We start from the raw sequence: 18363 nt of genomic DNA, 5'->3' as shown, positions 1-18363 counted from the left end.
TTATTCCTCTTCGTCCACGTGATGGGTGCTGAACGAACGCCACACCAGAACCGGGATAATCAGGGTAAAGACAATCACTTCCTTATAGGCGCTGGCCCAGAAGGACGAGAACGACTCCAGCACGCCGACCAGCAGCGAACCCGCCGCGGCGATGGGGTAGCTGGCCAGGCCGCCGATGATGGCGCCCACGAAGCCCTTCAAGCCGATCAGGAAGCCCGTGTCGTAGTAGACGGTGGTGATGGGCGCGATCAGCATGCCGGACATGGCGCCGATACCCACCGCCAGCGTGAACGTCAGGCTGCCGGACATGGTGGTGCTGATGCCGACCAGCCGCGCGCCGCGGCGGTTGACGGCAGTGGCGCGCAACGCGCGGCCATACAGCGTCTTGCCGAAGAACAGCCACAGGGCCACGATCAGCAGCGCGCAGGTCGCCACCACGAACAGGCTTTGCGCGGACCAGACCATGAAGCCCAGATCCACCTGGCCGCTGACGAACGCCGGCGTGCGCCAGCCTTCGGCGCCAAAAAACACCAGTGCCAAGCCCATCAAGGCAAAGTGCACGGCCACGGAGACGATCAGCAACACCAGCACGGTGGCTTCGGCCAACGGCTGGTAGACGATGCGGTAAACCATCGGGCCCATCGGGATCACCAGCAACAGCGTCAGCAGCATGTTCAGCCACAGCGAGTTGTCCGGTCCGGTATAGCTCTTGGTCACCCAGAACAGCGCCAGCGGCAGGACGACACAGGTGACCAGCGATTTGGGCAGGCCGGCGAAGCTGCGGGTGCGCACGGCGCGCAGCAGTTCAAGCGCCAGGCAGACGGCGCCCAGCAGCGGCAGCAAATAGGCGGTGCCGGGCACCTTGCCGTCCACCAGCATGGCGAGCGTCAAGGCGCCAAACGCCACGAACTCGCCCTGGGGTATGAAAATGACGCGCGTGACGGCGAAAACCAGCACCAGAGCCATGCCCAACAGGGCATAGATAGCGCCGTTGACGACACCGTCTTGCAGCAGGATCAGCGCAATTGAGGAATCCATCGAACAACTACCTTGTGATTTCTTGCTGATACGACACACCGGCCGGAAAGGCCGGTGCGAAGCATTGCTCGGGTGCCGCAAGGCAAGCGCCAGCGACTGGCGCCTGCCTTACGTCGCGCACCCGTGGATCGGGCAATCCTGGGGAATTACAGGCCGGGCTGATAGACCCACTTGCCGCCTTCGACCTTGACGATGACGCGCGAACGCTCGTCAAAGCCGGCGTGGTCGGTGGGCGACATGTTGAACACGCCTTGCGAGGCAGCCAGATCCTTCACGCCTTCCAGCGCGTCGCGCATGGCAACGCGGAATTCCGGCGTGCCGGGCTTGGCGCCCGACTTCAACGCCACCGGCAATGCCGCCACGACCAGTTGGCCGGCGTCCCACATGTGGCCGCCGAACGTGTTGGTCGAGCCGGCGCCGTTGGCCTTCTCGTAGGTCTCGACGTAGGCCAGGGCCGACTTCTTGACCGGGTTGGAATCGGGCAACTGGGCTGCCACCAGCAGCGGGCCGGCCGGCAGGAACATGCCGTCGCAGTCCTTGCCGCAGACACGCAGCACGTCGTTATTGGCGGCGCCGTGGGTCTGATAGATGGTGCCGCCGTAGTTACGGGCCTTCAGTTCTTTCTGCGGCAGGGCCGACGGGGTGCCGGCGCCGGCGATCAGGATGGCGTCGGGCTTTGCGCCGACCAGCTTCAGGACCTGGCCCGTCACGCTGGTGTCGGTACGGCTGTATTTTTCAATGGCGACGATCTCGATGCCCTTGGCCTTGGCGGACTTTTGCATCACGTCCAGCCAGCCGTCGCCGTAGGCGTCGGCAAAGCCGATGAAGCCCAGCGTCTTGACCTTGGACTTGGCCATGGCGTCAGCCAGGGCGCCGGCCATCAGCGCATCGTTCTGCGGGGTCTTGAAGACCCAGCGGCGCTTCTCGTCCACCGGCTCGACGATCTTGGCGCTGGCGGCCACGCTGATCATCGGCACCTTGGCTTCGGCAGCCACGTCCACCATAGCGAGCGAGCCCGGGGTCACGGACGTGCCGATCAGCACGTCGACCTTGTCGTCGGAGGCCAGCTTGCGCGAGTTCTTGACGGCTTGCGTCGTGTCGGTAGCGTCGTCCAGGACGATCCATTCGATCTTCTGGCCGGCCACTTCCTTGGGCAGCAATGCCACGGTGTTGCGCTCGGGGATCCCCAGCGACGCGGCGGGGCCGGTGCTGGATACCGTCACGCCCACCTTGACCTGTGCGCTCGCCAGGAGCGGCAGAGTCAGGGCGAAAGCGGCAGCCGCCGCGGACAAGCCGAAGTGCTTGCGCATATTTTTGTCTCCTGTGGTGGCTCTTATGTGCCTCGATTGAGGCGAAGCGAGCCTAGTTAAAGTTATACAGAAAAAAATATTATATGGTTAAAACAGTATCAGATGACTTCCCGCAACTACGGTAAATCCCTGATGTGCTACGGAAACCTTGTTTTAGCAAACGCATTCGTTAATGGCGAACTTGTACTAGAAAAACTTTCGGCGCGTCAGTTGGGGGATTCCCTGTGCCGCCAGCCTAGCGTCCCAGCATCGGCCAGACGCGTTCAACACGCGAGGCCACCCACGCCGCCACCACGGCCTTGACCAGATCGCCCGGCAGGAACACCGCCACCGCCGTCGCCGCCTTGGGCAACCCCATCTTGGTCACCGACGCCAGCCACGGCACGCCAAAGGCGTATACCACCGCGATGCCGCCCACGACGCATGCGGCCACATAACCCGCCAACACCGTCCAGGTGCCCGTGGCGCGGCCCGCCAGACGGCGCGCCAGCCAGCCCGTCACGAAGGCGCCCGCCACCATCCCGACCAGGAACCCGCCGGTGGGGCCGAAGAAGGCGCCCAGACCGCCCCGGCCGCCCGGCAGCACCGGCAGGCCGATCGCCGCCAGGGCCAGATACAGCAGGCAGGCCAGCGCACCGCGCAGCGGCCCCAGCATCGCGCCGGCCAGCATGGCGCCCAGCGTCTGCAAGGTGATCGGCACCGGAATGCCGGGCAGTGGAATGGGCGGCATCAGGCTCAAGACCACGATCAGCGCCGCGAACAGCGCGATCAGCACGGTGTTATTGGATTTCATGGTTTCCCCTCTAAGGAATCAAGGCTGTGCGCGCCGCCCTCAGGGGCTGCGCGCGTCGATGGCTTCGGCGACTTCCTGGGCGCGCTTCAACGTCAGCACGATCAGCGGCACGATCAAGGCGACCGGGTGGGCGCCAAGCCCGCGGGCGGCTTGCGCTTCGCGGATCTCCTGGAAATTGCGCCAGATCTCGGGGACGAAGCGCAAGGCCAGCGCCAAGGCCAGCGCGACCTTGCCGGCATCCGCGAGGCCGATGCGTTCAAACGGCATCAGCGCGCGTTCACAGACGGCGATCAGGTCCGAGGTGCGGGTGGCCAGCGTGACCGCCAGCGCCAGCCCCACCATCGCCCCGATGCGCAGCACCACAGCCAGCGCCTCGACCCAGCCTTGAAACCATCCGGTGAACAGCGCGACGGCCAGCAGCACCCAGAGCAGCCCCCGCACCTGGCGCCAGACGGCGGCCGCAGCGACGCCCGTGGATCCGACCAGCGCCGCCGCCGCGGCAAATGCCACAGCCAGCCAGCGCGGGTCGCGCAGCATGAACAGCCCTGCCCCGGCTCCGATCAGCGCCGCGAGCTTGAACCAGGCCGGCAGCCGGTGCAACGGCGACTGGCCGACGACGTATAGCGACTCCATCATGCGCAATGCTCCCGGTACCAGCGCAGGGCGGCGCCCGGCGTATCGTCGGCGGCGATGCCCCCGTCGCGCACGACCAGCACGCGGTCGAAGTCTTCCAGCAGTTCCAGATCGTGGCTGACGACAATGGCGTCGTGAGGCAGCCCAGCGATGGCGTTGCGTACCCGGTTGCGGTTACGCAGGTCCAGCTGGGTGGTGGGCTCGTCGAAGACGATCAGCGCCGGCTCCATCACCAGGACGGCCGCCAGGGCCACTAGCTGGCGCTCGCCGCCCGACAATGTGTGGCTGGTGCGATCGGCCAGATGCCCCACGCCCAGCGCGCCCAATTGGGATTCGATGCGGCTTTCGCGCCGCGCCTTGTCGGGTTCCAGGCGCTTCAGGCCAAATGCCAGGTCTTCCCGCACGATGGGAAAGACAATCTGGTTCTCGGGGTTCTGGAACACGAAGCCGACCCGCTGGCGCACGGCCTTCAGGTCCCGGCGCGTATCCAGCCCATCCACCCGCACGCTGCCCGCGGAAGGCAGCACCAGGCCGTTGACCAGGCGCGCCAGCGTGCTCTTGCCGGCGCCGTTGGGGCCGACGATGCCGATGCGGCGTTCGGCCAGGGTCAGGCTCACCCCGCGCAACACTTCCGCCTGGGGCGTGGACACTACCGCCTGGTCAAACTCGATTAACATGGGGCGGGATTATGCCCGAACCATTTCGGGCATCGGGACTCCAAGAGCTCATATGGAAAAAGTACGCAAATCCGACGCCGAATGGCGCGCACAGCTTTCCCCCGAAGAATACGTGGTCACCCGGGAAAAGGGTACCGAACGTGCATTCACCGGGCGTTACTGGAATACCACCACGCCCGGCATCTACCGCTGCGTGGGCTGTGGCACGGCCCTGTTCGCATCCGACACCAAATTCGACGCCGGCTGTGGCTGGCCCAGCTACTTCCAGCCGCTGGACCCGGAACTGGTTCGTGAAGAGCGCGACACCACCCACGGGATGGTGCGCACCGAAGTGCTGTGCAACGTCTGCGATTCGCATCTGGGCCACGTCTTCCCCGACGGCCCCGAGCCCACCGGGCTGCGCTATTGCATCAACTCCCTGTCGATGACGTTTGAACCCATAGAAGACTGAATGAAGAAGTTTCTGTTCGACCTGTTTCCGCTGTTCCTGTTCTTCATCGCCTACCGGTACACGGACATCTTCATTGCCACGGGCGTCGCGATGGCGGCGGCCGTGCTGCAGATCATCTGGCTCAAAGCCACGGGCCGCCCCACCGAGGCCATGCACTGGATCAACCTGACGGTCATCCTGGTCTTCGGCGGCGCCACGATCTGGCTGCACAGCGACGTCTTCATCAAATGGAAGCCCACGGTGCTGTATTGGCTGTTCGGCGGCGCGCTGCTGTTCGCCCGCCTGCTGTTCGGCCGCAACCTGATCCGCCGGCTGATGGAAAAGCAGATCCAGTTGCCCGACGCGGCCTGGGACAAGCTGAACCTGGTCTGGGCCGGCTTCTTCCTGATCGCTGGCGCGCTGAACCTGTATGTGGCGTTCTCCGGCCATTTCACCGAATCGCAATGGGTCAGCTTCAAGGCCTTCGGCCTGATGGGCCTGATGGTCGTGTTCGTGATCGGCCAGTCGGTATGGCTGGGCAAACACATCCAGACCGACGAAAACGCCGGCTCCGGCACCCCGCCGGGCAAGCCCTGATCCGCCAGACGGCCCTCCTTATCGGCGCGCCCGCCCCCGGGCGGCGCGCCGGAACTTACCCCTTGCCGCCATGTCAGACACCACCGACCGCATCGCCCTGATCCGGGAGCGCCTAGCCGCCCTGGAACCCCTCACTTTGGACATTCTGGACGACTCGCATTTGCATGCCGGCCACGAAGGCAGTAAAAACGGCGCCGGCCACTATCGCGTGCACATCGTTGCGTCTTGCTTTGCAGGGCTCTCCGCCGTGGCGCGACATAGGCTGGTGTATCATCATTTGCAAGATTTGATCCCCTATCCGATTCATGCGCTTGCGCTAGATGCCCAGGCTCCCAAATAGAAAGTCAAAGGATATTCATGAAACGCATCGTCATGCTGGCTGCGGCCTGCGTCATCGCCGTGCCTGCTTTCGCGCAAAACGTGGCAACCGTCAACGGTAAGGCCATTCCGCAAAAGAACCTGGATCAATTCGTCAAGCTGCTGGTCAGCCAAGGCGCAACCGATTCGCCGCAGCTGCGCGAACAGGTCAAGCAAGAAATGATCAACCGCCAGATCTTCGTGCAAGCTGCCGAATCCAGCGGTATCGCCAAGCAGGCCGATGTTCAGACCGAAGTCGAACTGGCCCGCCAAGGCATCCTGGTGCGCGCCCTGATGGCCGACTACCTGGCCAAGAATCCGGTGTCGGAAGCCAAGGTCACGGCGGAATACGACAAGATCAAGAAGGAACAAGCCGGCAAGATGGAATACAAGGTCCGTCACATCCTCGTCGAAGACGAGAAGACGGCCAATGACCTGCTGGCCCAGATCAAGAGCAACAAGAGCAAGTTCGACGACCTGGCCAAGAAGAACTCGAAGGACCCCGGCAGCGCCGAAAAGGGTGGCGATCTGGGTTGGGCTCCTCCGACCAACTACGTCCAGCCGTTCGCGCAAGCCGTGACCCAGCTGAAGAAGGGCCAACTGGTCGACAAGCCGGTGCAAACCCAGTTCGGCTGGCACATCATCATGGTTGACGACACCCGCCCGGTGGAATTCCCGCCGCTGGATCAAGTGCGTCCGCAACTGGAAGAAATGCTGCGCCAGCAAACCCTGGCCGACTACCAGAAGCAGCTGCGCGACAAGGCCAAGATTCAGTAAGCCTCTCGCCAGCCAAGAAAACTGCCCGCCGATGCGGGCAGTTTTTTTTTGCCTCAAGCCGCCCTGAAGCAAAAAAAGCTGCGCGCCCAAGGCGTGCAGCTTTTTCGTTTTGCAGGGAAGACTGAGTGGGAACTCGGGCCTGGGCCTAGGACATGCCCAGCAAGGCCTTCAGCGCGTCTTCGTCCAGCACCGTCACGCCCAGTTCCTGGGCCTTGGTGAGCTTGCTGCCGGCCTCCTCGCCTGCGACCAGGTATGCCGTCTTCTTGGATACCGAGCCGCTGACCTTGCCGCCGGCCGCCTGGATGTGCATCGAAGCCTCTTCGCGCGTCCAGTTCGGCAGCGTGCCCGTCAGCACAAAGGTCTTGCCCGCCAACGTCGTGCCTTGCGGCACGGCTTCGGCCACCGGGTTAACACCCTGCGCCTTCAGTTGTTCGATCACGTCGCGGTTGTGCTGCTCGGCAAAGAAGCGGCGAATGGAAGCCGCAACCACCGGGCCCACGTCCGGCACGGACGACAAGGCCTCTTCGTCGGCATCCATGATGGCGTCAATGCTGCCGAAATGCCGCGCGACGTCCCGGGCGGTCGTTTCGCCCACGTGGCGAATGCCCAACGCGAACAGCAAACGGCCCAAGCCGGGCTCCCGGGCCTTTTCAATGGCGGCCACCAGGTTGTCGGCGGATTTCTGGCCCATACGGTCCAGCCCCACCAGTTCCAGCGGACGCAGGCTGTACAGGTCGGCCAGCGTCTTCACACGGCCGCTGTCGACCAACTGGTCCACCAGTTTTTCGCCCAGGCCTTCGATGTCCAGCGCCTTGCGGCTGGCTGCGTGCCACAGGGTCTGCTTGCGCTGCGCGCCGCAGAACAAGCCGCCGGTGCAACGCGCGATGGTTTCGTCTTCCAGCCTTTCGATGGCCGAACCGCAGACCGGGCAGGCCGTCGGCATGACGAAATCCCGGGCGTCGTCCGGCCGCTTTTCAAGCACCGGCCCCAACACCTCGGGAATCACGTCGCCGGCGCGGCGCACGATGACGGTGTCGCCGATCCGCACGTCCTTGCGGCGGATCTCGTCTTCGTTGTGCAGCGTGGCGTTGGTAACGGTGACGCCGCCCACGAACACGGGCTTCAAGCGAGCTACCGGGGTGATTGCACCGGTGCGCCCTACCTGCACCTCGATATCCAGCAGGGTCGTCGTAGCCTCTTCGGCGGCAAACTTGTGCGCCAGCGCGAAGCGCGGGGCGCGCGCCACGAAACCCAGGACTTTCTGCGCCGGCAGTGAATCCACCTTGTAGACCACGCCGTCGATGTCGTAGGGCAAGGTCGCGCGCATCGCGCCCACCTTGGCGTAGAACGCCATCAGCCCGTCTGCGCCGGTGGCCCGGTGGTTGTGCATCAGATTGACCGGCAAGCCAAGCTCGTGCAGCCAGGCCAGCATCGCGCCGTGCGATTTTTCCGGAAGCACCGAAGCCTGGCCCGCGCCGGCCGAAGTTTCGTCGAACAGGCCATTCTGCGCGCCGGGCAGGCCTTGAACCTCGCCCCAACCATACGCAAAAAAGCGCAGCGGCCGCTTGGCCGTGATGCGCGGGTCCAGTTGGCGCAGGCTGCCGGCGGCGGCGTTGCGCGGATTGACGAACACTTTCTCGTCGCGCTTGGCCTGGGCCACATTCAACTTTTCAAAGTCGGCGCGGTTCATCAGCACTTCGCCGCGCACTTCCAGTACTTTCGGGGCAGCGCCCTTCAACTGCAGCGGAATCGCCTTGATCGTGCGGATGTTGGAGGTAACGTCCTCGCCCGTCTGGCCGTCGCCGCGCGTCGCGGCCTGCACCAGGCGGCCGTCTTCGTAGCGCAGGCTGATCGCCAGGCCGTCGAGTTTCAATTCACAGAAATAATCGGCTTGTTGCGCCGGGCCCAAGAGGCCCGCGCCTCGCAGCGTATCCGTCACGCGACGATCGAAGGCCGCGACCTCTTCCTCGTCGAACGCGTTGTTCAACGACAGCATCGGCACCACATGGCGCACGCTGCCGAACGCCGAGACCGGAGCCGCCCCCACGCGTTGCGTGGGCGACTCCGGCGTGACCAGCTCGGGGTGCTCGGCCTCCAGCGCTTCCAGCTGGCGCATCAGCCCGTCGTACTTGGCATCCGAGATCGAGGGTTCGTCGTAGACGTAATAGCGGACGTTGTGCTGTTCAAGCTCTGCGCGCAAGCGCGCCGCGGCCTGGGCCGCGGATTCCCCACCGGACGTGCCGCTCATTTACGCAAACACCCGTTGAGCGCGCTCGCTTCCGGCGGGCAGGCCCGCTTGTTCGAGCTGTTCGAACAGCACTTGCAGCCGTTCGTCGATCACCGTTTCCGAACCGTCGGCCAGCGGTTTGCCCTGGTCGTCAACCAGTTCTGCACGCAGGCGCGCGGCCAGGTCGCGGCCCACATCCACCATGCGGCCAAAGGCGCGGCTGTCCGCCGGCGCGCAGGGGACGTCCAGCAGGAGGTAGAGGCGTTCGACACCGCCCATGCCAGCGTCGAAGGCGGCGCCGTCAGCACGCGACAACGTGAAGCGGGTCACGCCGTTTTCGGCGGGCCAGGCCAGGCGGTTGCCGTCCGCCACGAAACCCGTGTCGCGAGCGACGGACAGGACTTCAGCGGCCGGTTGGGCGGCGCCTAGCATCAGAGTCAGGCCGACCTGGGTGTCCAGGGCGGCGCAGGTATCGTCCAGACGGGCGCCCTGCTCCAGCACGGCTTGCTGGTCCGGGCCCTCAATCGTGGCGTCAAAGCGTTCGGCCATGTCCTGGGCGCGGGCCCAGGCTTGCGACCATTCGATGGCGGTCAGCGGACCGCTGCGGTTGGCCAGCAGCACGGCCAACTGCATGGAGGCATAGGTCTCGCCGGCATGGACCCGCGCGCGATGGCGGCGCTGGTCGGTTTCGGCGAACACGCGCATGGGCTTGCGGCCCACGTGCCGCAGGCTTTGCATATACGGCAGCAGGTCGGCGCCGCGCACCGGTTCGGCGAAGTTGATCTCGATGACCACTTCGCAGGCGGGATCGGGTTCCTCGGCATCGTCGGCATCGCTGCCGGGATCCACAGGCGCAGGCTGGCCTTGCGCGCGGGGCGCATCGCCGCCCATGCCGGGTTCGCGACGCGAAGTCGCCCCCGAAGCCGTCGCCGTGGCGCTGGCCGCGGCGGCGCCGCCCAGCAGCGGATCCTGCTCGGAGGTGGGGAAATGACTCTGCATCTTGCGCCGGACGCGCCGGTCCTGCCACCAGTTGAATCCCAGCACCAGCAGTATCAGCAAGACGCCCAGGGCAATCAGCCCGATCTGCAAATCACTCATGTGTAAATCCCGCGCCAACAGTGCGGCGCCTTTCTGAATATTGGGTTTATGCCGCTTCGGAGGCCATCATTTGCACGGCCGAATCTATATCTACCGCAACGATACGCGAAACCCCTTGCTCTTGCATGGTTACCCCGATCAGTTGCTTTGCCATCTGCATGGCGATCTTGTTGTGCGAGATGAACAGGAACTGGGTTTGCTCGCTCATGCTGGCAACCAGGTTCGCATAGCGTTCGGTGTTCGCGTCGTCCAGCGGGGCGTCCACCTCGTCCAGCAGGCAGAACGGCGCCGGGTTCAGCTTGAAGAGCGCGAACACCAGCGCGGTCGCGGTCAGCGCTTTCTCGCCGCCCGACAGCAGGTGGATCGTGCTGTTGCGCTTGCCCGGAGGCTGGGCCATCACCTGCACGCCGGCGTCCAGGATTTCCTCGCCGGTCATGCTGAGCTTGGCCTCGCCCCCGCCGAACAGCTTGGGGAAGAGCTCGCCGAAGTGGCCGTTCACGATGTTGAACGTTTCTTGCAGCAGCTCGCGGGTTTCGCGGTCGATCTTGCGGATGGCGTCTTCCAGGGTCTCGATGGCGGTCATCAAGTCCTGGTGCTGCGAATCCAGGAAGCCCTTGCGTTCGCGCGAGGTGTTCAATTCGTCCAGCGCCGCCAGGTTGACGGAGCCCAGCGACTCGATCTGGCGCGAAATGCGCCCCACTTCCTGCTGCAGCCAGCTGGCGCGGCGCCATTCGTCTGGGGCGTTGGCCAGATCCTGAGCTAGCGCCTCGCGGTCGACTTCACGCGCGTTGAGCTGTTCGGTGAACTGTTCTTCGGCCAGGCGGGCGGCCTGTTCCTGCAACTGCAATTCCATGATGCGCGCGCGGCGCGGTTCCAGCGTCTGCTCTTGCTGTTGCCGGTCTTCGTCGGCGCCCCGCAGCAAGGCCGCCAGGTTTTCCATTTCCTGGCGCGCGCGCGACAGCGCTTCCTCGCGCTCGGCGCGCGCTTCCAGGGCGTCCTGCAAGCCGGCCTGGGATGCGGAGGCATCCAGCTCGGCCAGATCGCCCATCAGTTGTTCCAGTTCGACCGAGCCGCGCTGGCTCTGGTCGGCGGCCAATTGCTGGTTGCGCTGCAGGTCGGTGATGCGGACCTGGATGCCGCGCTCGGCGAATTCGGCTTCCTGGGCCGCGCGCTCCAGTTCGCGCAGGCGCGTGCGGGCGGCTTCTGCCTGGGCGGCCAGTGTTTCGCCGTCGATTTCGGCGTCGGCGAAACGGGATTGGTGCTCGGCCAGTTCCTCGTCCAGGGTCTCGAAACGGGCTTCGGCCTCTTCGCGTGTGGCAAGCAGGTCTTCTTCCTGGACCTTGATTTCTTCCAGGTCCTGCCGCAGGCGCGAGGCGCGTTCACCGGATTGCTCGGCCTGCTGCTGCAGCCGCGAGTGTTCCAGCTGGATGTCGTGCACCCGGCGCGTGACCTCGGCCACGCGTGTGCGCGCCGGAGCGATCGCCTGGGATACCTGCTGCCACGCCACTTCGGCGCGGGCGACCGCGGCGCGCGCCTGGTCGGCGATCAGTTGCTGGGCCTTGATCTCGCGCTGCAGATTTTCGATTTCCTGCTGGCGAGCCAGCAGGCCGGCCTGTTCGGAGTCCGGCGCGTAGAAGCGCACGCTGTGCGCGTCGATCAGGTGGCCGGCCTTGACCACGCAGGCGCTGCCCGCGGGCAAGGTCGCGCGCATGGCCAGGGCCTGCGTCACGTCGGTGGCGGTGTAGATGCCCGCCAGCCAGTCGTTCAAGAGCGTGCGCAGGTCGGGATCGGTGATGCGCAGCAGGCTGGCCAGCGGTGTCAGTCCGGCGGGCGCAGGCGGCGTGGGCGCGGCGACCGGCAATTGGTAGAAGGCCAGGCGGGCGGGCGGCGCGTCTTCGGCGAACGCGCGCGCCCAATCCAGGCTGCGCACTTCCAGCGACGCCATGCGTTCGCGCAGCGCCGATTCCAGGGCGGTTTCCCAGCCCGGCTCGACATGCAGCTTCTGCCACAGGCGCGACAGGCCGGCGAGTTCATGCTTGGCCAGCCAGGGTTCCAGCGCCCCCTGCTTCTGGACGTCTTCCTGCAGTTTCACCAGCGCCGACAAGCGGGCTTCCAGGCGTGCCAGGTTCTGCACGTCGGTCTGGGCGGCGGCCTGGGCGCGGCTGCGCTCGGCATCCGCTTCGGGCACACGGCCCTCTAGGGTGGCCAGTTCTTCCTGGGCTTCTTCCAGCTGGTCTTCGCCTGCCAGGCGGTCTCCGGCCAACTGCTCCAGGCGCACCGGGTCCGGGGCGTGCAGTTCACGCAGTTCCTGCTGCAGACGTTCGCGGCGCTGCTCCAGGACCTGCATCTGGCGGTCGGCGTCGCGCTGGGTCTGGGCGACCAGCGCCAGGTTCTGTTCGACACGGGCCAGGGCGGCACGCATCTCGTCGCGGCCGGCGGCGGCTTCGCGCACCCGCTGTTCGACGGATGGCAGGCCCGCTTGGGCGTCTTCCGCCGTGGCCCGCGCCTCTTCGGTGCGGGCGGCGGCGGTCGCCAGGTCGTCTTCGGCCTGGGCGATCTGTTCGGTGCAGTGCTCGCGCTGGCTGGTCCATTCCGCGATCTGCTGCTGCAATTGGTCGCGGCGGGACTGCAGGCGGTTGCGGGAATCCACCACGTGGCGGATCTCGGCCTCCAGACGGCTGACCTGGGCGTTGGCTTCATACAGCCCGCCCTGCGCGGCGTGGACCGCGTCGCTGGCCGCGTAATGGGCCTGGCGCCGGGATTCCAGCGCCGCTTCGCCCGCCCGCAGGCCGGCGATGGCGGCTTCCAGTTCGTTCTGGGCCTGCGCCATTTCCTGGGCTTTCTTGGCACGCTCTTCGCGTGCCCCGGTTTCCTTCAGGAACCACAGCGCATGCTGCTTCTTTTCGCCGTCGGCCTGGAGTTCACGGTAGCGGGTGGCCACTTCGGCCTGCGCCTCCAGTTTCTCCAGCTGGCTGTTCAGTTCCCGCAGGATGTCTTCGACGCGCGTCAGGTTCTCGCGCGTGTCGGACAGGCGGTTTTCGGTCTCGCGGCGGCGTTCCTTGTATCGCGATACGCCGGCCGCTTCTTCCAGGAACACCCGCAGTTCTTCAGGACGCGCCTCGATCAGGCGGTTGATCATGCCCTGGCCGATGATGGCGTAGCCGCGAGCGCCCAGGCCGGTGCCCAGGAAGATGTCGTGGATATCGCGGCGTCGGACCTGCTGGTTGTTGACGAAATAGCTGCTGGTGCCGTCCCGGGTCAGGACGCGGCGCACGGCGATTTCAGCGTAGGTGCTCCATTGGCCGGCAGCGCGCCCTTCGCTGTTGTCGAACACCATTTCGACCGACGCCCGAGCGGCCGGCTTGCGGTGGCCCGAGCCGTTGAAGATGACGTCCTGCATGGACTCGCCGCGCAGTTCGGAGGCCTTGGCCTCGCCCAGCACCCATCGCACGGCGTCAATGATGTTCGATTTTCCGCAGCCATTGGGACCCACCACGCCGACCAGTTGGCTGGGCACGGGGATCACGGTGGGATCAACGAAGGACTTGAAGCCGGCGAGTTTTAGCTGAGTGAGACGCACAGTACGATGACGACGGGGTGGGTTGAACGAAAGGCGTTAACGGACCTGCCGCATAGATTGCAAACCGGCCCTTCAAGGGCCGGCTCACACATGGGTCGTATGATACCGCAGGCAGTCTGTCCCCAAACGTTAGCAACGGTCAACCCGCGGGCAAACGCTCAATAGCGCGCTTGCGCGCTCCGGCTATACTCCCTGACACTTTTTGGCACGACACATAATTTTCACGCTGACCGGCCGGGCTCAGGCCAAAGAACGGGGACATTCTTGAAACGTGGTTTCTATCTAGTCATGGCCGCGCAGGCCTTCTCATCATTGGCGGACAACGCGCTGTTCATCGCAGCCATCGCCTTGATACAGGAACTGCACGGCCCCGACTGGTTGGCGCCCATGATGAAATGGTCCTTCGCGTTGGCCTATGTGGTGCTGGCGGCCTTTGTCGGCGCCCTGGCGGATTCCTTCCCCAAGGGCCGAGTGATGTTTTCCACCAACGCCCTGAAGGTGGCCGGCTGCCTGCTGATGTTCTCCTACGCCAGCATCGGCGTGGCCCCGGAATATCAAACATATCTCGTGTGCGCGGCCTACGCGGTCGTGGGCATCGGCGCCGCCGCCTACTCGCCCGCCAAATACGGCATCGTCACCGAAATGCTGCCCCCCCACATGCTGGTCAAGGGCAACAGCTGGATCGAAGGCCTCACGGTCTTCTCCATCATCCTGGGCACGGTGCTGGGTGGTCTGCTGATCTCGTCCTCGGTGTCCAGCGCGCTGCTCAGCCACTCGTTCATCGGCAACCTGGTCCACACGCCCGCCGAAGCGGCCATCCTCGTGATCGCCTTCGTGTATCTGCTGGCAGCGCTGTGCAACCTGATGATTCCGCGCACCCACGTGCGCTATCCGCCGCAGCAAAAGAACCCGGTGAGGCTCATCCGCACGTTCTGGGGCTATGTCTGCGTGCTTTGGCGCGACAAGCTGGGCCAGATCTCGCTGGCCGTGACCACGCTGTTCTGGGGCGCCGGCGCGACCCTCCAGCTGATCGTCATCGAATGGGGCCGCAGCCACCTGGGTTATCAGCTGGACAAGGCCTCGATGCTGATGGGCGTGGCTGCGCTGGGCACGGTGGTGGGGTCCATCCTGGCAGGCCGCATCCCGCTGCGCCGCGCACTGGCCGTGCTGCCGGTGGGCGCCGCCATGGGGCTGGTCGTGCTGCTGATGCCGCTGGTCTACTCGCCCTGGAGCGTCTACCTGCTGCTGCTGATCACCGGCGGTCTGGCCGGTTTCTTCGTGGTGCCGATGAACGCCCTGCTGCAGCACCGCGGCCACGTGTTGCTGTCGGCCGGCCATTCCATCGCCGTGCAGAACTTCAACGAACAGCTCAACATCCTGCTGATGGTAGCGATGTACACCCTGCTGCTCTGGCTGCAATTGCCCATCAACGTGATCATCGTCATCTTCGGCACCGTGGTCGCCGTGCTGATGGTCGTGTTCATGCGCTGGAGCAAGCGCAACATGCAGGCCAACCCCGATCTGCACGAGCAGATCGGCCAGGAAGGCCACGGCCGCGCGCTGGATTCCACGCACTAGGCAGCCACCACACCAAGCCATTGATCTTCCAAAGAAAAACCGGACCTAGGCCCGGTTTTTTCTTATCTGGACAGGCGCCCGCCCGGCGCAGTCACACCATCCGTGACGCCAGTTTCAGGTCTTGCCAGGCGCGCGCCTTCTCGGACGGGCTGCGCAGCAGGTAGGCTGGGTGGTAGCTGACGATGACGGGGATCTCGACGCCCTCGTCCGTCTTGAGCGCGTGCACGCGGCCGCGCAGGCTGCCGATGGTGGCGTCCGTGCCCAGCAGCGTCTGCGCCGCGAAACGGCCCAGCACGAGGATGCGCTCGGGTTTCAGCAAGGCGATCTGCCGCATCAGGTACGGGCTGCAGGCCGCGATTTCCTCGGGCTTGGGGTTGCGGTTGCCCGGCGGGCGGCACTTGATCACGTTGGTGATGAACACGTCGGTCTCGCGGCTCATGCCCACGGCGGCCAGCATGGCGTCCAGCAATTGGCCGGACCGGCCCACGAAGGGATGGCCCTGCCGGTCCTCTTGCTCGCCGGGGGCCTCGCCCACGACCAGCCAGCGGGTGGGAGTGGCGCCCTGGCCAAAGACGGCGTGGCGCCGGCCGTCGCACAGGCCGCAGGCGGTGCAAGCCACGACCTGCTCGCGTAGCTCGTCCAGGGTGGCGTTCTTGACGGCTTGCGCCACGGGGATGCGCGGCGCTTCGACGGCTTCGTCCTCAGCCGCCTTGGGCACGGGGCGCGGCGGCGGACCGGTGCGGTTCAGGATGGACGCCGGGATACCGGGACGGCCATTTGAGCGCGTGGTTGGAACCATAGGCTCGGCCGGCACCGGACTAACGGGGGCCGCTTGCGGTACGGCGGGTGCCGGCGACGCAACCGTCGGCGGGACCGTTGCCGGCGCGATATCGCGCGCCACCACGGCGGGTGCCAGGCCAGGGGCCAAAACGGGTTCGGAAACAGGCGCTTGAGGCACGACAGCCGGACGCGCCGCAGCAGGCGCCGGGCGCATCCACAGGCGTTCCATGCCGATTTCCCGCAGCCAGATGCGCTGCAGGGGATTGACGCGGGGGGCTGCCGGCCTGGCGGCGGCGATCGGCGCCGTCATGCCGCTTCCTCCGCCACTGCGGCAAACCGCTTCTGCATGACCAGTGCGTCTTCACGGGCGCCTTTGGCGGCCGGGTAATACCCGCGCCGCACGCCGATCTGCAGATAACCGTGGCGTTGATAGAAACTGACGGCGGACGCGTTCGACGGACGGACTTCCAGCAACACGCCTTCCAGCCCGCGCTCACGCGCCTGCTGCTCGCACCAGTCAAGCAGCACGCCGCCCAGGCCCTGGCGATGCAGGTGCTTGTCCACGGCGATCACAAGCAGATGCGCCACGTCGGGCGCGAACATCAGAATGCAGAAACCCGCCACCTTGTCTTCGCGGCGCAGCGCCCAGGCGCCATACCCGGCGGCCAGCGCATCCGCGAAATTGCCGCGCGTCCAGGGAAATGCCTGCACATGGGCTTCCAGCGCGACGACCTCGTCCAGATCGGCCTCGGTGAGCGGCTGCGGAATCAAGGGCGCCTGAGGGGCCTGGGGGGCCTGGGGCGCCAGCGACGGCTGCGCCTTGGGATTGCCGCCTTCGCCGCGCATGCGCTCGGCGGTGGTGAACGCCACCTTGTCGCGCACGTACAGCGGCGCGGCCTGTTCGGGCGGCAGGGCCTCGCCGCGCAGCCAGCCCTGGCGCGCCAGGCGCGCCACGCTGGCGGCTTCGGGCCGTTGCGCGTCGGCCGCGCGGCGCCATGCGGCGGGATGCGCCATATCGGCCGCATAAGCGTCCCAGGCGTCGCCGGCCAGCACCAGATTCAGGATCTGCCCCGTCTGCGCCGACCATGCGGAAAGATGGTGTTCGGTCCAGGGCACGACTTCTGCTGCCGCGATCAGCAAGGGCGGCTGCAAGGCTTCCCAGCCGGATTCCCCTTCCCGGGCGGCAACCGGGCGGTAGACCGCCAGATAGACCTCATTCATCCGGGCGTCCAGTGCCACGACGATGGCGTCGGACGGCGTCGCATCAGCCACCTGGGCCGCCACGGCCTGGTGGGACACCACGGGCAGCACCGGTATGCCCAGGCCCAGCCCCATGCCCTGCGCCACGCCACAGGCCACGCGCAGCCCCGTAAAGCCCCCCGGGCCCTGGCCGAACGCCACGGCGTGCAGCGCGGACGGCGCCAGCCCTGAGGCTGCCAGCAGTTCGTTGGCCATCGGCAAAAGCCGTTCCGCATGCTCCTGGGACCCCTCGTGTTCCCGGGTACTGACCTCCAGACGGCCATCGACCGCCCGCAAAAGGGCCACCCCACAACGGGACGAAGACGTTTCCAAAGCCAGCAGGTTTAGTTCCATAGATGCAGATTGTACGAAATACGGCGGCTTTAGCCCCGGTTGTAAGGGGGATTTCAACCATGGTTCGCAATGTGTAATATCTTGTGAACGCCCACTAGCCGCTGGTTCTCGTCACTGTTACATTTCCGGCCATGAATACGCAAAACACCACCCCCACCCGAAAAATCCTCGTCGTCGACGATGATCCGCGCTTGCGCGATTTGCTGCGCCGGTATTTGTCCGAGCAGGGATTCAACGTTTTCGTTGCCGAAGACGCCAAAGAGATGGGCAAACTCTGGCAACGCGAGCATTTCGACCTGCTCGTGCTGGATCTGATGCTGCCCGGCGAAGATGGCTTGTCCATCTGTCGCCGGCTGCGCGGTGGCCACGACAATACCCCCATCATCATGCTCACGGCCAAGGCGGAAGAAATCGACCGCATCGTGGGCCTGGAGATGGGCGCGGACGACTACCTGTCCAAACCCTTCAACCCCCGGGAACTGCTGGCACGGATCAACGCGATCCTGCGCCGCCGCGGTACCGAGGAGCATCCCGGCGCCCCCAGCCAGGAAAACGAATCCATCGCCTTCGGCCCCTACGTGCTCAACCTGTCAACCCGTACGCTCACGCGCAACGGCGAACAGGTGCCGATCACCACGGGTGAATTCTCGGTGCTCAAGGTGTTTGCGCGCCATCCGAAGATTCCCCTGTCTCGCGACAAGCTCATGGAGCTGGCCCGCGGCCGCGAATACGAAGCCTTCGATCGCAGCCTCGACGTCCAGATCTCGCGCCTGCGCAAACTGATCGAACCCAATCCGTCCAAGCCCGTGTTCATCCAGACCGTTTGGGGTCTTGGATACGTGTTTGTGCCGGACGGTGGTAGCTGATCGGCTCGCCCGCCCCGGGCAGGAGCGCA

Annotated in this window: 16 protein-coding genes; 6 read left to right on the top strand and 10 right to left on the bottom strand. The window is 65.6% G+C overall.

The genetic code is table 11. The annotated features are described in order from the left end of the window. The 5 genes from CEY09_RS06240 to CEY09_RS06220 form a co-directional block, all read right to left on the bottom strand. Positions 1 to 1038 carry a branched-chain amino acid ABC transporter permease gene (locus tag CEY09_RS06240; protein ID WP_006223786.1) on the bottom strand — a complete coding sequence of 346 codons (1038 nt, stop codon included), beginning with the start codon at positions 1036 to 1038 and terminating at the stop codon, positions 1 to 3. A gap of 146 nt (positions 1039 to 1184) precedes the next feature. Next, a complete protein-coding gene (locus tag CEY09_RS06235; RefSeq protein WP_088587959.1) occupies positions 1185 to 2348 on the bottom strand; it encodes an ABC transporter substrate-binding protein in 1164 nt (387 codons plus the stop codon). A 235-nt stretch (positions 2349 to 2583) separates the two neighbouring features. Further along, positions 2584 to 3141 carry a biotin transporter BioY gene (locus tag CEY09_RS06230; protein WP_088587958.1) on the bottom strand — a complete coding sequence of 186 codons (558 nt, stop codon included), beginning with the start codon at positions 3139 to 3141 and terminating at the stop codon, positions 2584 to 2586. 39 nt (positions 3142 to 3180) lie between these two features. Further along, the gene (locus CEY09_RS06225) at positions 3181 to 3777 is read right to left on the bottom strand and encodes an energy-coupling factor transporter transmembrane component T family protein (protein WP_088587957.1); all 597 of its coding nucleotides are present in this window, start codon (positions 3775 to 3777) and stop codon (positions 3181 to 3183) included. Further along, positions 3774 to 4451, bottom strand: a complete 678-nt coding sequence (locus CEY09_RS06220) for an energy-coupling factor ABC transporter ATP-binding protein (protein WP_088587956.1) — start codon at positions 4449 to 4451, stop codon at positions 3774 to 3776. Before CEY09_RS06220 ends, CEY09_RS06225 begins: the two co-directional genes overlap by 4 nt. A gap of 52 nt (positions 4452 to 4503) precedes the next feature. Here CEY09_RS06220 and msrB point away from each other — a divergent pair, with 52 nt between their 5' ends. From msrB to CEY09_RS06200, 4 genes are all read left to right on the top strand, one after another. Continuing rightward, entirely contained in the window at positions 4504 to 4902 is a 399-nt protein-coding gene (gene msrB / locus CEY09_RS06215) for a peptide-methionine (R)-S-oxide reductase MsrB (RefSeq protein ID WP_006223781.1), read from the top strand. Continuing rightward, positions 4903 to 5478, top strand: coding sequence for a septation protein A (locus CEY09_RS06210; protein WP_006223780.1), 576 nt, complete (start codon positions 4903 to 4905; stop codon positions 5476 to 5478). It begins immediately after the preceding gene. 70 nt (positions 5479 to 5548) lie between these two features. Then, entirely contained in the window at positions 5549 to 5818 is a 270-nt protein-coding gene (locus CEY09_RS06205; protein ID WP_006223779.1) for a BolA family protein, read from the top strand. Between the two features lie 17 nt (positions 5819 to 5835). Next, positions 5836 to 6612 (top strand): peptidylprolyl isomerase, encoded by a 777-nt coding sequence (locus CEY09_RS06200; protein WP_088587955.1) that lies wholly within the window; start codon positions 5836 to 5838, stop codon positions 6610 to 6612. A gap of 145 nt (positions 6613 to 6757) precedes the next feature. Here the strand turns inward: CEY09_RS06200 and ligA are convergent, their stop codons facing one another. The 3 genes from ligA to smc are packed head-to-tail and all read right to left on the bottom strand — an operon-like array spanning position 6758 to position 13517. Next, the gene (ligA, locus tag CEY09_RS06195) at positions 6758 to 8860 is read right to left on the bottom strand and encodes an NAD-dependent DNA ligase LigA (protein ID WP_088587954.1); all 2103 of its coding nucleotides are present in this window, start codon (positions 8858 to 8860) and stop codon (positions 6758 to 6760) included. Beyond that, positions 8861 to 9937 carry a cell division protein ZipA C-terminal FtsZ-binding domain-containing protein gene (locus CEY09_RS06190; RefSeq protein WP_088587953.1) on the bottom strand — a complete coding sequence of 359 codons (1077 nt, stop codon included), beginning with the start codon at positions 9935 to 9937 and terminating at the stop codon, positions 8861 to 8863. Positions 9938 to 9983: 46 nt separating this feature from the next. Further along, positions 9984 to 13517 (bottom strand): chromosome segregation protein SMC, encoded by a 3534-nt coding sequence (gene smc / locus CEY09_RS06185; protein ID WP_088587952.1) that lies wholly within the window; start codon positions 13515 to 13517, stop codon positions 9984 to 9986. Between the two features lie 264 nt (positions 13518 to 13781). Here smc and lplT point away from each other — a divergent pair, with 264 nt between their 5' ends. Further along, a complete protein-coding gene (gene lplT / locus CEY09_RS06180; protein WP_088587951.1) occupies positions 13782 to 15095 on the top strand; it encodes a lysophospholipid transporter LplT in 1314 nt (437 codons plus the stop codon). Between the two features lie 91 nt (positions 15096 to 15186). On the opposite strand, the gene CEY09_RS06175 is transcribed toward lplT, so the two are convergent. Together CEY09_RS06175 and tsaB are read right to left on the bottom strand one after the other, a co-directional pair. Beyond that, complete coding sequence (locus CEY09_RS06175; protein ID WP_088587950.1) at positions 15187 to 16185, bottom strand: uracil-DNA glycosylase; 999 nt, start codon at positions 16183 to 16185, stop codon at positions 15187 to 15189. Then, entirely contained in the window at positions 16182 to 17468 is a 1287-nt protein-coding gene (gene tsaB, locus CEY09_RS06170; RefSeq protein ID WP_088587949.1) for a tRNA (adenosine(37)-N6)-threonylcarbamoyltransferase complex dimerization subunit type 1 TsaB, read from the bottom strand. Before tsaB ends, CEY09_RS06175 begins: the two co-directional genes overlap by 4 nt. Before the next feature lie 131 nt (positions 17469 to 17599). Here tsaB and risA point away from each other — a divergent pair, with 131 nt between their 5' ends. Continuing rightward, positions 17600 to 18334: a response regulator transcription factor RisA gene (risA, locus tag CEY09_RS06165; RefSeq protein ID WP_003813882.1), complete on the top strand. Its 735-nt coding sequence runs from the start codon at positions 17600 to 17602 to the stop codon at positions 18332 to 18334. Positions 18335 to 18363 lie beyond the last annotated feature (29 nt).

Source organism: Achromobacter marplatensis (assembly GCF_002209535.1).
Lineage (GTDB): Bacteria > Pseudomonadota > Gammaproteobacteria > Burkholderiales > Burkholderiaceae_B > Achromobacter > Achromobacter marplatensis.
This window is presented reverse-complemented; position numbering and strand designations above follow the sequence as displayed.